The organism is Nocardioides sp. WS12, assembly GCF_014108865.1.
GTDB lineage: Bacteria > Actinomycetota > Actinomycetes > Propionibacteriales > Nocardioidaceae > Nocardioides.
This window is the reverse complement of the sequence record NZ_CP053928.1, coordinates 551,272-565,681: the sequence shown is the minus strand read 5'-3', so window position 1 is coordinate 565,681 and position 14,410 is coordinate 551,272. Positions and strand designations below refer to the sequence as shown.

The 14,410-nt window shown below is 69.0% G+C and carries 10 protein-coding genes; 4 read left to right on the top strand and 6 right to left on the bottom strand.

The genetic code is table 11. The annotated features are described in order from the left end of the window. Positions 1-94: 94 nt before the first annotated feature. Positions 95-2,269 (bottom strand): carboxypeptidase regulatory-like domain-containing protein, encoded by a 2,175-nt coding sequence (locus tag HRC28_RS02560; RefSeq protein ID WP_182378633.1) that lies wholly within the window; start codon positions 2,267-2,269, stop codon positions 95-97. 139 nt (positions 2,270-2,408) lie between these two features. After that, positions 2,409-4,151 carry an O-antigen ligase family protein gene (locus tag HRC28_RS02555; protein WP_182378632.1) on the bottom strand — a complete coding sequence of 581 codons (1,743 nt, stop codon included), beginning with the start codon at positions 4,149-4,151 and terminating at the stop codon, positions 2,409-2,411. An 87-nt stretch (positions 4,152-4,238) separates the two neighbouring features. On the opposite strand from HRC28_RS02555, the gene HRC28_RS02550 reads away from it, so the two are divergent. Together HRC28_RS02550 and HRC28_RS02545 are read left to right on the top strand one after the other, a co-directional pair. Then, positions 4,239-5,390: a peptidoglycan bridge formation glycyltransferase FemA/FemB family protein gene (locus tag HRC28_RS02550; protein ID WP_272902660.1), complete on the top strand. Its 1,152-nt coding sequence runs from the start codon at positions 4,239-4,241 to the stop codon at positions 5,388-5,390. After that, entirely contained in the window at positions 5,387-6,475 is a 1,089-nt protein-coding gene (locus HRC28_RS02545) for an alanine racemase (RefSeq protein WP_182378631.1), read from the top strand. The genes HRC28_RS02550 and HRC28_RS02545 overlap by 4 nt, the downstream gene beginning before the upstream one ends. Positions 6,476-6,506: 31 nt before the next feature. Here the strand turns inward: HRC28_RS02545 and HRC28_RS02540 are convergent, their stop codons facing one another. Both HRC28_RS02540 and HRC28_RS02535 read right to left on the bottom strand, forming a co-directional pair. Next, positions 6,507-7,994 (bottom strand): glycosyltransferase 87 family protein, encoded by a 1,488-nt coding sequence (locus HRC28_RS02540; RefSeq protein WP_182378630.1) that lies wholly within the window; start codon positions 7,992-7,994, stop codon positions 6,507-6,509. A 13-nt stretch (positions 7,995-8,007) separates the two neighbouring features. After that, positions 8,008-10,356 carry a transglycosylase domain-containing protein gene (locus HRC28_RS02535; protein WP_237111671.1) on the bottom strand — a complete coding sequence of 783 codons (2,349 nt, stop codon included), beginning with the start codon at positions 10,354-10,356 and terminating at the stop codon, positions 8,008-8,010. Positions 10,357-10,474: 118 nt separating this feature from the next. On the opposite strand from HRC28_RS02535, the gene HRC28_RS02530 reads away from it, so the two are divergent. Both HRC28_RS02530 and HRC28_RS02525 read left to right on the top strand, forming a co-directional pair. Next, positions 10,475-11,059, top strand: coding sequence for a PadR family transcriptional regulator (locus HRC28_RS02530; RefSeq protein WP_182378629.1), 585 nt, complete (start codon positions 10,475-10,477; stop codon positions 11,057-11,059). 73 nt (positions 11,060-11,132) lie between these two features. Continuing rightward, entirely contained in the window at positions 11,133-12,218 is a 1,086-nt protein-coding gene (locus tag HRC28_RS02525) for an inositol-3-phosphate synthase (RefSeq protein WP_182380415.1), read from the top strand. A gap of 69 nt (positions 12,219-12,287) precedes the next feature. Here the strand turns inward: HRC28_RS02525 and HRC28_RS02520 are convergent, their stop codons facing one another. Both HRC28_RS02520 and HRC28_RS02515 read right to left on the bottom strand, forming a co-directional pair. Then, positions 12,288-12,773 (bottom strand): SRPBCC family protein, encoded by a 486-nt coding sequence (locus HRC28_RS02520; protein WP_182378628.1) that lies wholly within the window; start codon positions 12,771-12,773, stop codon positions 12,288-12,290. 60 nt (positions 12,774-12,833) lie between these two features. Next, positions 12,834-14,273, bottom strand: coding sequence for a CCA tRNA nucleotidyltransferase (locus HRC28_RS02515; RefSeq protein WP_237111892.1), 1,440 nt, complete (start codon positions 14,271-14,273; stop codon positions 12,834-12,836). Positions 14,274-14,410: the final 137 nt, after the last annotated feature.

Here is a 14,410-nt window from a genome sequence, read left to right as displayed (position 1 = left end):
CACACAGCGCCGGCTGACGACGTCGCCGCCCTTCGGAACCACCGCTGGCCCCGGGGGAACTCCCCGGGGCCAGCGGCGTGTGGTGGGTGCGCGATCAGCGGCGGACGGTGATGGTCCGAACGACGCTCGTGCTGGCCCTGACCACCGCGGTCCCGCTGTAGACGACCTGGTACCTCTGACTGCCCGCGGGCTGGGACGTCAGCGTGACCGTCACCCTCCCGTTGACAACGGCGACGCCGGACCTGATCGTCCTGGTTCCGCGCTTGATCGCCACCGTGCCGCCTGGGTTGGTGAGACCCGTGCCCGTCACGGCGATGACCAGGCGGACCTTCCGCGACGCGGGCGACGTGCCGGTGAAGCTGGTCACCGACGGTCGCTTGACAGTCGCTGTCGCCGCGGAGAGTGCGGTACCGGTCAGGTCACCGTTCCGGTCAACGTGGGTGGCGGTGACCCGAGCGGTGAGCTTCTTCCCGGCATCTGCAGCCGTCAGCTTGTACAACGTCCCGATCGCGACCGGAGTGCTGCCGCGCAGCCACTCGACCTTGTACTGGTTGTCGGCCATCAGGTTCCAGGTGCCCGTGGAGGCGCTGAGCGTCTTGCCCACCACGGGGGTGCCGGTGATCTTCGGCACCGTTTTGTTCTGCAGTTGTGTGGTGAGCTGGACGTCGAACCCCGACTTCACCACACCCCCGACGACGACCACCGGTGTCGATCCGATGATCGAGCTGCTGTCCTTCCAGAACTCCTGGATGTACGACGTGTCACCGTCGTCGGTGACGCCGCCGTAGCTGACGTGGTGCTTCCCCGGTGGGAGCGCCAGCGTGTAGGTGCCCGGCTCGCTGTCCATCACCCGCGGTTCGGAGTCGTACATGTCGACGTCGAGCGCACCGAAGTACGGGTTCTCGACCGCTGTCCCTGCGTCGTTGGTGAGGTGCCCGCTGATCGCACCCCACTGCTGCAGCGTGACGTCACGATCGGCGCCCGCGGCATCCGGCGTCACCGAGACCGGCGTCGAGGACCCGCTGGACCGGGAGTTGAGGTACCACTGCGGCGAGTACGGCAGCTCGCTGCTCCAGCCACTGAGGCGCTCGTACTGCAGTTGGTAGCTGCCTGCGGTCAGGCTGGCGAACTCGTAGCGGCCGTCCCGCCCGCTGAGCGTGCTGGCCTTCTCGATGCCGTTGCGATAGGCCGTGACCCGAACGGCCGGCAGCGGTCCGTCGGTGCCGTGGACGACACCGGTGAGGTCCCGGTCTGCCGTCGACGTCAGTGCCGCAGCGAGCGAGGCGTTCTTGCCGGTCACGTCTGCGTTGGCCGCCACCGGGAAGTAGGTCGCGCCGGCAAGTTCCGCTGCGTTGTCGTAGTACTCCCCGGTGAAGTCACCGAGGTGGTCGTCGAAGCGCAGGGTGTAGCTGTCCGCCGGGAGGCCGAGCAGCGTGAAGCTTCCGGCGTCGTCGGTCTCGGTCTCTGCCCGCGCCTCGCCGAACTCGTCGTAGGCCGTCACGAGCACCCTGTCCAGGGCACCCCCGGCGGCGGCCGTCACCGTGCCGGAGATCGTCGCGCGCCGCGGCATCTGCATCACAACGCTCGCAGGTGCGGTGCCGGCGGACACCGTGACGTGACCCGCCTCGTGGGTCCCGTCGTCGTCCCGGCCGTCGAAGGTGAGTGCACAGTTCATCGGAGCGATGAACACGCCGGTGCCGTCGGATCCGGTGGAGGCCCAGTTCCACCAGTCACACCGTTCCTCGTAGCCCGGGTCGCCCGGGTCCGTGGCGTAGGAGCCTTCGATTTCGACATCGGACAGCGGGTTGCCGAGCTCGTCCTTGGCGACGACCGAGACCACCCTGACGGGGATCGTGGTCAGCGCGAGCTCGCGCGGCGACCCCGCGACAGTCACCGGCGTCGCGTTCTCGAGGTCCGCGCCCGTGGCCGACCCGGTGGCATACCAGCGCGACGAGTTGCCGGCCCACGAGCGGAAGAGGAACTTGTAGGTGCCGGGATCGAGGTCGACGTCGAACTGACCGCCCTCGATGCTTTCTCCCGTGTAGAAGTCGTATCCAGCATCGGGAGTGGGGTCCAGCCGATAGACCGTGACACTGCCGGCGGCAGGGTCGCCCGTCGACAGGCGCACGGTACCGAAGACGGGTGAGCGCGTCTCGACAGCGGTCGCGGGCGCCCCGCCGATCAGGTGGGCCATCGTCGCCAACAACCCGGCGAGGACGAGGAGTACGACGGAACGCCATCGGCGATCGCCGCGGTGCGGAGTCAGCATGCGGGTCCTTGGTGGTTGAGGAGCGTCAGGGATTGGCCGCCCCGAGCGGGCCGCGGCGAATCTATTGGCGCGCTCGACGGGCGCGGGAGGGAATGGGGACGAACCCTCGGATCTGCGGACGCTCCCGACCCTCGCCCGCTCAGCCGCGTCCGGCGCCGACGCGGCTGTCGATCTCGCGCAGCAACTCGCCAGGAGTCGGGTCTCTCGGGCTGAGCCTGCGGGCCAGCCGCAGGTCCGCACGCGCCCCGGCGACGTCGGTCTGCTCGAACCGGACCCGGGCGCGCTCGATGAGGGCGGTGGGCTCGTTCGGGTGGAGCGCCAGCAGGCGGTCGAGGGTCGCGTGCGCACCAGCCAGGTCGCCCTGACCGTGCTGGGCCACCGCGAGGGCCAGGCCCGCGGGGAAGGTGTCCGGCGTCCGGGCGAGACTGCGCCGTGCGTACCTCTCCGTGAGCTCCGGAGTGTCCCCCACCCGTTCGTACGCCGGCGCCGCCATCGTCTGGGCCGCCAGCATCGACGTGTCGGGATCCCAGGGGCGCAGGTGGTGAGCGCGGTCGAAGGCCGACTCGGCCGTCTCGAGATCGTGGTCGAGGACCGCTTCGACCCCGTCCGCGACCGCCTGTTCCGCCGCGGCGCCCAGGGTGAAGAGGACGACACCGGCGACAGCTGCCGTTGCGGCCAGCCGGGGCTGGGCGGCGCGTTCGCGGACTGGTGCCTCCTCGGCGACGAGGACGCCGGCGAGGAAGGCCGCCAGGCAGGTCGAGCCCGCGATGGTGAAGTTGGGCAGGAGCGCCACGCCGTAGCCGATGGTGGCGGCCAGCGTCGCGAGCACGATCGGGTCGGTGGCATCGCGCCGGTGGGCGAACCACCCGGCGCGCACGACCAGGACGGCGGCCGCGAGCGCAATGAGCAGGAGCGGGACACCGCCCGCGACCAGGGCCTGGAGCGGCCAGGAGTGGGGCGAGTCGGGCGGATTGTCGACGCCGACCACCCGCACCCACTCGGCGTCCTTGTGCCGGCCGAAGGTGTCGACGTACGTGCTCGGTCCTCCGGACCACCACCGCTCCCACCCGATCGACAGCGACTTGCGCCACAGCAGCAGACGGCCGTCGACCGAGTGCGTCGACGTCAGCCGGTCGCGGGTCTGGGGCAGTGCGAGCACCAGCCCGGCCAGGACCACTACGGCCGCACCCGCAGCGACGAGGTGGGCCCGCTGGATGTTGCTGCGGCGCTTCAGCACCACGGTGGCGCCGATCACGACGAGCGTGGCCAGCAGTGAGGCGCGGGACCCGGAGAGCACGAGCGTGACGGCACTCGCGGCCAGGCCGGCCGTGAGCAGCGGGGTGCGGCGGGTCAGCCACGGCGCGAAGAGCACCGCGGCGAGCATCATGGCGACCATGCCCTGGTCGGTGGCGTTGCCGAGGAGCGACCCCGTCCGGTCCTCGACGCTGGAGCCCTCGATGCTCCACCCGAGCGCCGATCCCAGCGATGCGATCCCCAGCAGGACCGACGCCGTCGCCACCGCGGTCGTCAACTCCTTCTGCTCGGCGTGCCCGCGACCGCCCAGCAGGCGCGCGCCCGCCCACAGGCAGCCCGCGTAGACCAACAGGACCGGGACGCCCTCGTACCGAGGCCACCGACCGACGAACGACGCCCACGGTGTCGGAGACAGCAGACAGGCCACGGCGAACCAGGCCAGTCCGACCACTGCGACGACCGCCACCTCGCGGGGCAGTCGACCGCGACGCGCCGCCAGGGCCGCGCAGCCGACGCCGGCAGTCGCCACCAGCACCTTCCCGAAGACGAACCGGTCGAACCCACCGGGAATCCACACCAACGGGCTCAGGCAGATCAACCAGAGGGCGGCACGCCCGTACCTCGACACATCGCGCAGTGTGGCAGCGTTGCCGCCCGACCGTCCCGAAATCCACCGGTCCGGCAACCTGCGGCTGCGCCCGATAACCTGCTCCCCATGCCCAGCGTGCGCCCGATCATCCGCCAAATCAGCGCAGCCGAGCACCGCGACTACCTCGCCACGCTCCCTTCTGCGAGCTTCCTGCAGACGCCCGGATGGGCGAAGGTGAAGAGCGAGTGGCGCAGCGAGTCGATCGGCTGGTTCGACGACGCCGGCAAGCAGCAGGGCGTCGCCCTGGTGCTCTATCGCCAGCTCCCGAAGCTCAAGCGCTCGCTCGCGTACCTGCCCGAGGGTCCGGTCCTCGACTGGACCACCGACCAGCTCGGCGACTGGCTCACGCCGATGGTGGCGCACCTGAAGAAGCAGGGTGCGTTCGCCGTCCGGATCGGCCCGCCGGTGGTGACCCGCCGCTGGTCGACCGCGCAGGTCAAGGACGGCATCGCCGACCCCGAGGTCAGGCTGCTCAGCCAGATCCCGCCGGCCGAGCGCACCGCCGCCGGTGCCCGCGTCGTCGCCCAGCTCCACGAGCTGGGCTGGCGCCACCAGGGTGTCGAGGGCGGGTTCGCCGCCGGGCAGCCGCAGTTCGTCTTCCAGATCCCGCTCCGGGACGCGGACGGCACCCAGCGCACCGAGGACGATCTCCTCAAGGGGATGAACCAGCTCTGGCGGCGCAACATCAAGAAGGCCACCAAGGAAGGTGTTGACGTGGTGCGGGGCACCCGCGACGACCTGGCCGCGTTCCACGAGCTCTACGTCCACACCGCACAGCGCGACCACTTCACCCCGCGTCCGCTGCGCTACTTCGAGACCATGTACGACGCCCTGACCGCCGATGCAGCCACGCCCGACGAGCGGTTCACCCTCTGGCTGGCCCGCCACGACGGCGACCTCGTGGCCTCGACGATCGCGATCCGGGTCGGCGAGCACGCCTGGTACTCCTACGGCGCCTCCTCCACCGAGAAGCGCGAGGTCCGCGGCTCCAACGCGATCCAGTGGGCGATGATCCGGGACGCCGTCGCAGCCGGTGCTGCCGTCTACGACCTGCGCGGCATCACCGAAACACTCGACACCAACGACTCCCACGTCGGGCTCATCCAGTTCAAGGTCGGCACCGGTGGCGAGGCCGTCGAGTACGCCGGCGAGTGGGACCTGCCGATCAACCGGGCGCTCTACAAGGCGTTCCAGGTCTACCTGGCGAGGCGCGGATGAGCCTCACCCTCACCGTCGACGGGCCGAGCTGGCGCGCGCACCTCGAGTCCGTCGCCACCGCCCACCCCGGCCTGGTGCCGGTCACGAAGGGCAACGGCTACGGCTTCACCAACGCTCGCCTGGCCCGCAAGTCGCAGTGGCTGGTCGAGCGCGGCCACGACGTCCACGCCCTTGCGGTCGGGATGTACGACGAACTGCCGGACGTCGTACAACGCTGGCACGGTGACGTGCTGGTCCTCACCCCGTGGCGCCCGTGGGTGGCCCTGCCCGAGCCGGCGCTCGCGCGCCGCCTGATCCACACCGTCAGCCGGGTCACCGACCTGCGCGACCTGCTGCACGCCGACCCGACCGCCCGCGTCGTCCTCGAACGGATGACGTCGATGCGCCGCCACGGCATGGCCGCACGCGAACTCTGGGAAGCCGGCGACCTGTTGCGCAAGCACCCCGGCGCCCGCGTCGAAGGCCTCGCCCTGCACCTTCCGCTCGGCCAGGGCACCCACCTCGGCGAGGTCACCCGGTTGATGAACGACTACGTCGCCGCCGAACTCCCCGACAAATCACCCGCGCACCGGCCCACCGTCTGGGTCAGCCACCTGACCGACAACGAGTTGGGCACCCTGCGCAGCCAGTACGGCGACTTCACCTTCCGTCCGCGCATCGGCACCGGCCTGTGGCTGGGTGCACGGTCCGCGCTCAGCGTGACCGCGACCGTCCTCGACGTGCACGCCGTCGAGCGCGGCGACGCGTTTGGGTACCGCGGCCGCACCGCCCCCAAGTCCGGCCACGTGCTCGTCGTTGCCGGCGGAACTGCGCACGGCATCGGCCTGGAAGCACCGACCGGCGAACAGACGATCAAGGCACGCGCGGCCACCCTGGCCCGAGGCGGCCTCGACGCCGTCGGTTTCGTGCGGTCGCCGTACTCCATCGACGGGAAGCAGCGGCTCTTCGCCGAACCCCCCCACATGCAGGCGTCGATGCTGTTCGTACCGCACGGTTCGCGGGTGCCCGCAGTGGGCGAGGACGTCGACGTGCGGGTGCGCTACACCGCGACGGCGTTCGACCGGGTCGTCGTCACCGGCCAGTAGGCCGCGAGGAACGAGCGGGCTGCGTCGGGAGTCAGGGCCCGGAGGTTTCGAGGCTCGCTGGCGCTCGCACCTCAACCACCGGATCGGGGTCGCGCACCGGGTCGTGGTCGGGGCGATACAGGTCGCGCACGATCACCGCCGCGAGGTAGAGCTCGCCGAGGACCCGGACCGCGATGCCGACCCAGTAGAACCCGGCGTCGCCGCCGCCCGCGGGGGCGAGGTAGCCACCGAGGTACCACCAGATCGTGCAGAAGTAGAAGACCTCCGCGCCCTGCCAGATCAGCTGGTCGCGCCAGCGCGGGCGAGCGAGGACGGCGAGCGGCAGCAGCCACAGGACGTACTGCGGTGAGTAGACCTTGTTGACCAGCAGGAAGCCGACCACGATCAGGTAGCCGAGTTGAGCGAGGCGCGGGGTGTCGAGGCGTCTCGATACACCCGCGACTCGTTCCTCGCCGCGGGCACTCGACGACCTTGATGCGGTCATGCCGATCACGAACACCCCGAGGCACCAGGCGCCGAAGAGGATCCACGACCACACGTTGATCGTGTGCGCCTTGAACCCGATGTCGCCGGCCTGGTCGATCAGCATCCAGACCGAGCCGAGGTCGGCGGTGCGTTCGGCGTTGAAGCTCCAGAACACCTTCCACTGGTCCGGCCCGGTGAGGAACCCGGGTGCGTTTGCGACCAGCCAGGCCAGGGCGGCGGACACGGTGACGGAGGCGAACGTCCAGTACTGGCGCTTGCGCAGGCAGATCACAAGGATCGCGCCGAGCAGGAAGAGCGGGTAGAGCTTCGCCGCCGTGCCGAGTCCGATCAGGACGCCGGTCAGCACCGGTCGGTCGCGCGACCACGACCACAGCGCACCGGCCACCAGCGCGACCGCGATCAGGTCCCAGTTGATCAGGCCGGTCAGCAGCAGGGCGGGTGAGAGGGCGAACGCCGCGGCGTCCCAGGGTCGGCGCTCATGGGTGCGCGACAGCAACCACACCGCGGCCAGGGCGAGGAAGGCGAACCCGAGGGCATTGACCAGCAGGAAGATGGTCTGTTCGTCCTCGACCTCGTCGTCGCCGTACAACTGGTCGACGGGCGACTGGTAGCGCTGCTCGACGTCCGGCGAACCGTTCAGCCAGTGCGTCACCCACGCCGTTCCCCACGCCCAGTAGGCGATGCCGACGGGGTACTCCATCACCTCGTAGCGCTCGCGGGTCTGCTCGTCGTCGGAGTACGGCCACGCGTGCTCGGCCAGTCCCCGCGGCACGTACAACGGCCGCAGGTCGGTGTAACACATGTGGGAGTAGACCCAGTTCTGGTCCTTGCCGTCGACCAGCGAGCACGGCGCCTTCTGGACCAGGCCCAGGCAGCAGGTGAACGCGGTCAGCAGGAGAAGCACCCGCAACGGCGTCCACCAGCGGTGCGGTCGCGCACGCTCACCCATCGGCCCGCCGACCACCTCGCTCAGCGCGGTGACGACCGGGTCGTCGTTGGTGGCGTGGACGTGCGGCTTTCGCTCCCGGGGCATGGAGCCGTCGGCCTCAGGCGGCGGTACGACGACGACGGCCGACCCGCACCCGGTTGTTGCCGTTGCCGCCACCCGGCACGGCCGGGTTCAGCGGCTGCGGGTCGTCGGCATCCGGAACGCCGTCGCCGTCGTCGTCCTCGTCGAAGATGTCCGGGTTCCCGTCGCCGTCGGTATCGGTCGTCGGATCGGGCGGCGTGCTGGTCGGCGGTCCGGGGTCATTCTTCGTGGGCGTCGGGCTCGGCGTGGGCGTCGGGCTCGGCGTCGGCGTCGGTTTCGGCTTCTTGGTGGGTGTCGGCTTCGGCTTGGGCGGTTCGTGGCCCTCGTCGGGCGCGTCGCCCTTGACGTTCGCGGCCGGCGGCAGGTCCTCGATGTCCACGTCCTCCATCGCCCGCTTCATCACCTCGGTCCACGTCTCCGCGGGATAGGCGCCACCGAAGTACGACGGCAGCCAGCCCTGCAGTTGCTCGTTGCCCTTGCCGCGGACGTACATCACGGCGGTGGCCAGTTGGGGGGTGTAGCCGACGAACCAGGCCGAGGAGACCTCGCCCTTGCCGTTGGTCGCGGTGCCGGTCTTGCCCCCGACGGGGCGACCCAGGCCGAGCGCTGCCGAACCCGAGCCCGACTTCACGACCTGCTGGAGCGCGTAGCCGACGTCATCGGACACACCTTCACGGATCGCGCGGTGGTCGGTGACCTTGTGGGTGTAACGGACCATGCCGTCCGCGTCGACCACCTTCTCGATGATGTAGGCGTCGGCCGCGACGCCGCGGTTGGCGATGGTCGCGTAGCCGTTGGCCATGTTGATCGGGCTGACGGTCTGCGAACCCAGCGCGACGCCGGTGTTCGGCTGCAGACCGGCACTGATCGTCGGGAAGCCGTACGGCTTGGCGGCAGGCTCAGCCGGCGGGACGCCCATCGCGTTGGCGGTCTCGATGATCTTCTCGGGACCGTCAGGCATCGCCAGCGTCATGTCGATGTAGGCGGTGTTGATCGAGTCCTCGGTGGCCTTGATCAGGTTGACCCGGCCGTAGTCCTGGTCGCCCTGGTTCTCGATCGGGCGGCCACCGCCGGGCAGCTCGTAGGGCGAGTTGCCGTCGAAGGTGTCCTTGAGCTCGAAGCCGGACTCGATCCCCGCTGCCAGTGCGAACGGCTTGAACGTCGACCCGGCCTGGCCACCGGCCGCCGCCCAGTTGAGCTGCGACTTGAGGTAGTCGTGGCCGCCGTAGAACCCACGGACAGCACCCGTGCCGGGCTCGACCGAGGCGACCGCGACGTGGAGGTTCGCGCCAAAGCCCTCCGGGCGCGCCGCCGCGACGCCCTGCTGGGCGGCCCGCATCGCCTTCCTGGTGAAGGTGGTGGTGATCTTCAGGCCACCGCCGTCGATCTCCTCCTCACTGAACCCGAGGCGGATCAGCTCCTTGCGGACCATCGTCAGCGCGTGGCCCTTCTGGCCGGCGTACTGGTCGTTCTGCTTGATGTCGGGGAACTTCGGCAGGCCCTGCTCGAGCGCCTTCGCCGCGACCGCGGGGTCGACGGTCTTCATGTCGAGCATGCCGTTGATGATGCGCTCGTAGCGGGCCGAGAGGCGCGTGGTGGCCGCTTCGCCGTTGGCGGGGTCGAACCGGACCGGGTTGTTGAGGACGGCCGCGAGGACGACCGACTGGCCCAGCGTCAGGTCCTTGGCGTCCCGGTCGAAGTACGCCTGGGCAGCGGCCTGGATGCCGTACGCACCACGGCCGAAGTAAATGGTGTTGAGGTAGCCCTCGAGAATCTGCTGCTTGGACAGCTCGTTCTTGATCTTCAGCGACAGGATCGCTTCCTTGGCCTTGCGCTTCCAGGTGCGGTCCTGGGTCAGGTAGAGGATCTTCACGTACTGCTGGGTAATCGTCGACGCACCCTGCTTCGAGTTGCCCTGGGCGTTGCTGAACGCCGCGCGCAGGATGCCCTTGGGGTCCAGGCCACTGTCGGTCCAGAACGTCTGGTTCTCGGAGGCGACGACCGCGTCCTTCACGAACTGCGGCATCTCCTCGTAGGGGATCGAGTCACGCTTCTGGATCGCGAACTGGCCGAGTTCGGACTTGCCGCCGGCGTACAGGACCTGGGTGGTCTCGGTCAGGAACTCGGCGTTCGGGTCGGGAATGTCGATCGTCCGGTAGGCGATGAACAGGGAGAGCAGACCGAGCAGGCCGAACACGACACTGGCGACCATGCCCCACAGGGCGAACCGCTTCACCTTCTGCTTGAAGGTGCGCGGCGCCTTGCTGCCCTTGCCGCCCTTGCCGCCCGACTTGCCACCCGACTTGCCGGACCCGGACCTGCCGCGCGACGGCGGCGTCCCTTGCTTGCGCTTTCCCTCGACCACGCACCACAGGGTACGGCGCGCACCTGTGTCACCCGATTCGTGACGGGCGGTCGACCGTTGGACACTCCCGATCCATCGAAAGTTCACGTTCCGTGGATATATCGCTACGATAGGTCGCATGGCACGGCGTGGCGACACCATCGAGTTGGCGGTCCTCGGACTGCTGCACGAGGGACCCATGCACGGCTACGAGCTGCGCAAGCGGCTCAACCTGATGCTCGGATGGGGACGGCTGCTGTCGTATGGCTCCCTCTACCCGGCGTTGAAGAAGATGCTTCGCGGCAATCTCATCGAGGAAGTCGTTCCGTCGGGCCCCCAGAGCCGTCGGCAACGAATCGTCTACGAGGTGACCCCGCAGGGCACCGAGGAGTTCTCACGCCTGATGTCGGAGGTGGGTCCTGCTGCATGGGAGGACGACAACTTCGACATCCGGTTCCGGTTCTTCTCCTCCACCGACATGGAGATCCGCCTGCGCGTCCTCGAAGGACGACGTTCGCGACTCCAGGAGCGGCTGGAACGGGTTCAGCGCGACCTCGCGATGACCCAGAAGGAAGCCGACCGATACGCCTCCGAGCTCCAGCGGCACGGCGTCGAATCGGTCGAGCGCGAGGTCCGATGGCTCTCGGACCTCATCAACGCCGAGCGTGGCGCCCAGTCGCGCGCCGAAGCAACGCCCGAGACGCCGACACCGTCGGCTTCTTGACCACCACATCCGAAGCACATCCGAAGCACAAGTCATGAACACAGTCATGAGCACCGAGGAAGGAACACACCCCATGGGTTCGGTTCGAGTAGCGATCGCCGGCGTGGGCAACTGCGCCACGTCCCTGATCCAGGGCGTTGAGTACTACCGGAACGCCGATGCGACGAGCACCGTCCCGGGGCTCATGCACGTGAAGTTCGGTCAGTACCACGTCTCTGACGTCCAGTTCGTCGCCGCGTTCGACGTCGACGACAAGAAGGTCGGCAAGGACCTTTCCGAGGCCATCAACGCCTCGGAGAACAACACCATCCAGATCGCCGAGGTCCCGACCCTCGGTGTCGAGGTCCAGCGCGGCCCGACGCTCGACGGTCTCGGCAAGTACTACCGGATGACGATCGAGGAGTCCGCCGCCGAGGCGGTCGACGTCGTCCAGGCCCTCAAGGACGCCAAGGTCGACGTGCTGGTCTCGTACCTGCCCGTGGGCTCCGAAGAGGCGGACAAGTTCTACGCCCAGTGCGCGATCGACGCCGGCGTGGCGTTCGTCAACGCCCTGCCCGTCTTCATCGCCTCTGACCCCGAGTGGGCCAAGAAGTTCGAGGACGCCGGCGTCCCGATCGTCGGTGACGACATCAAGTCGCAGGTCGGCGCCACCATCACGCACCGCGTGATGGCGAAGCTGTTCGAAGACCGTGGCGTGGCGCTGGACCGTACGTACCAGCTCAACGTCGGCGGCAACATGGACTTCAAGAACATGCTCGAGCGTGAGCGCCTTGAGTCCAAGAAGGTCTCCAAGACCCAGGCCGTGACCTCGAACCTCACCGGTGCGCTGGCCAACCTGACGGACAGCAAGAACGTCCACATCGGCCCGTCCGACTACGTCGCATGGCTCGACGACCGCAAGTGGGCCTACGTCCGCCTCGAGGGTCGCGCCTTCGGTGACGTTCCGCTGAACCTCGAGTACAAGCTCGAGGTCTGGGACTCCCCGAACTCCGCCGGCATCATCATCGACGCCGTGCGCGCCGCGAAGATCGCCCTGGACCGTGGCGTCGGTGGCCCGATCATCGCCGCGTCGGCGTACCTCATGAAGAGCCCGCCGGTTCAGATCGAGGACACCGAGGGTCGCCTGCTCCTGGAGAAGTTCATCTCCGGCGACGAGTGACCTCGTAGCAATCGCCGAAGGGCCGGTTCCCCCCAGGGGAGCCGGCCCTTCGTCATTGTGTAGGTGGTCCTAGGCGGTCTCGGCCTCAGCCTTGATCTTCTCGAGGGTGTGGCGGATGCCGCGACGCAGCTCGTCGGCGAAGGGCGCCTGTCCACCGAGGACGAACCTGGTGAGCACCTGCGACAGCTGTGAGATCCCGTCGGGGGCCTCGCGGCGCTCGGTGAGGCGGGTACCGCCCGTTGCGGTCGGCTCGACCTCGAACGACCAGATCGTCCAGTTCTCACGGATCCGGAACGCGAACTCGCCGACCGAGGAGTCGGTGGGAGCGGTGAAGCGGACCACCTTGCCGGCCGTCGGCCAGCGCTTGATGCCCTGCTTGTTGAGGTTGCGGAAGGTCGCACCTTCCTTCACGACGCCACCCTTGACGGTCGACTTCACGACCTGGGGGCTTCGCTTGGACATGGCGGGGATGTCGGTGACGAGCGCCCACACCTTGTCCGCGGGAGCGTCGATCTCGATGGAGTCTTCGAGGAGCTTTTCGATCGTGTCAGCCATGCGGGGAGGCTACCGGCCAGTAGGGATCGGACGCATCCTCCCCTGGTAGGACGCGATGGATCAGGACGGCTGGCGGGCCGCCCACCAGTCCTTGAGTACGGCGATCGCGTCGGCTTCGGCCATCGGACCGTTGTCGAGGCGATGCTCCATGAGGAACTTGTAGGCGTCGCCGACATCGCGGCCCGGGCCGATGCCCAGGATCTCCATGATCTGGTTGCCGTCGAGGTCCGGGCGGAGGGAGGCGAGCTCCTCCTGCTCGTTGAGCCGGTCGATGCGGGCTTCCAGGTCGTCGTACGTCCGGCTGAGGCGGTCGGCCTTGCGCTTGTTGCGGGTCGTGCAGTCGGCGCGGGTCAGCACGTGCAGGCGCTCGAGCTGGTCGCCGGCGTCGCGGACGTAGCGGCGTACGGCGGAGTCGGTCCACTCACCGGAGCCGTAGCCGTGGAAGCGCAGGTGCAGTTCGACCAGGTCGCCGACAGCGTCGATCTGGTCGTTGGAGAAGCGCAGCGCCTTCATCCGCTTGCGGGTCAGCTTGGCGCCGACGACGTCGTGGTGGTGGAACGTGACGATGCCGTCGTCCTGGAAGCGACGGGTCTTCGGCTTGCCGACGTCGTGCATGAGCGCGGCGAACCGGGACACGAAGTCGGGGCTCGCGATCCCGGACCGCTCGGTCAGCCGCGGCTCGAGGTCGATGGCCTGCTCGAGCACGGTCAGGGTGTGGTCGTAGACGTCCTTGTGGCTGTGGTGCTCGTCGCGCTCGAGCTTGAGCGCGGGCAACTCGGGCAGCACGTGCTCGGCCAGCCCGGTCTCCACGAGGAGAGACAGCCCCTGACGAGGGTGGTCGGCGCAGATCAGCTTGACCAGCTCGTCGCGAACGCGCTCGGCGGAGACGATCTCGATGCGGTCGGCCATCTCGGTCATCGCGCGGACGACGTCCGGGTCGACCGTGAAACCGAGCTGGGACGCGAAGCGGGCGGCCCGCATCATCCGCAGCGGGTCGTCGGAGAAGGACTGTTCGGGCGTGCCGGGTGTGCGGAGCACCTGGTGCGCCAGGTCCATCACGCCGCCGAACGGGTCCTCGATCACGCGGCCCGGCACGCGTACCGCCATGGCATTGACGCTGAAGTCGCGGCGACCGAGGTCCCCGGCCAGCGTGTCGCCGTACTGCACCTCGGGCTTGCGGGAGTCGGCGTCGTACTCCTCGGAGCGGTAGGTGGTCACCTCGACCACCCAGTCGCCCTTGCGGCAGCCGATGGTGCCGAAGTCGCGGCCCATGTCCCACCACGCGTCGCCCCAGGCCTTCAGCAGCTTCTCGGTCTGCTCGGGGCGGGCGGAGGTCGCGAAGTCGAGGTCATTGGAGCGACGGCCGAGCATTGCGTCGCGGACCGGCCCACCGACGAGCGCGAGCTCGTGACCGGCGGCTTCGAAGAGGCGGCCGAGGTCGTCGATGACCGGCGCGATCCGGTCCAGTTCGGCCGTGACGGCCGCTTGTACGTCGACCAGCCGCAGCGGTGCAGCGGGGGAAGCGTCAGCGGGGTCGGTCACGGCGCAGGAGTCTAGGCCGTCAGCGCCGTGACCCCTTCCTCGCCGAGGTTGATTGATGTCAATCAACCTCGGCGAGGGCACCTGCGCCGTGGGGT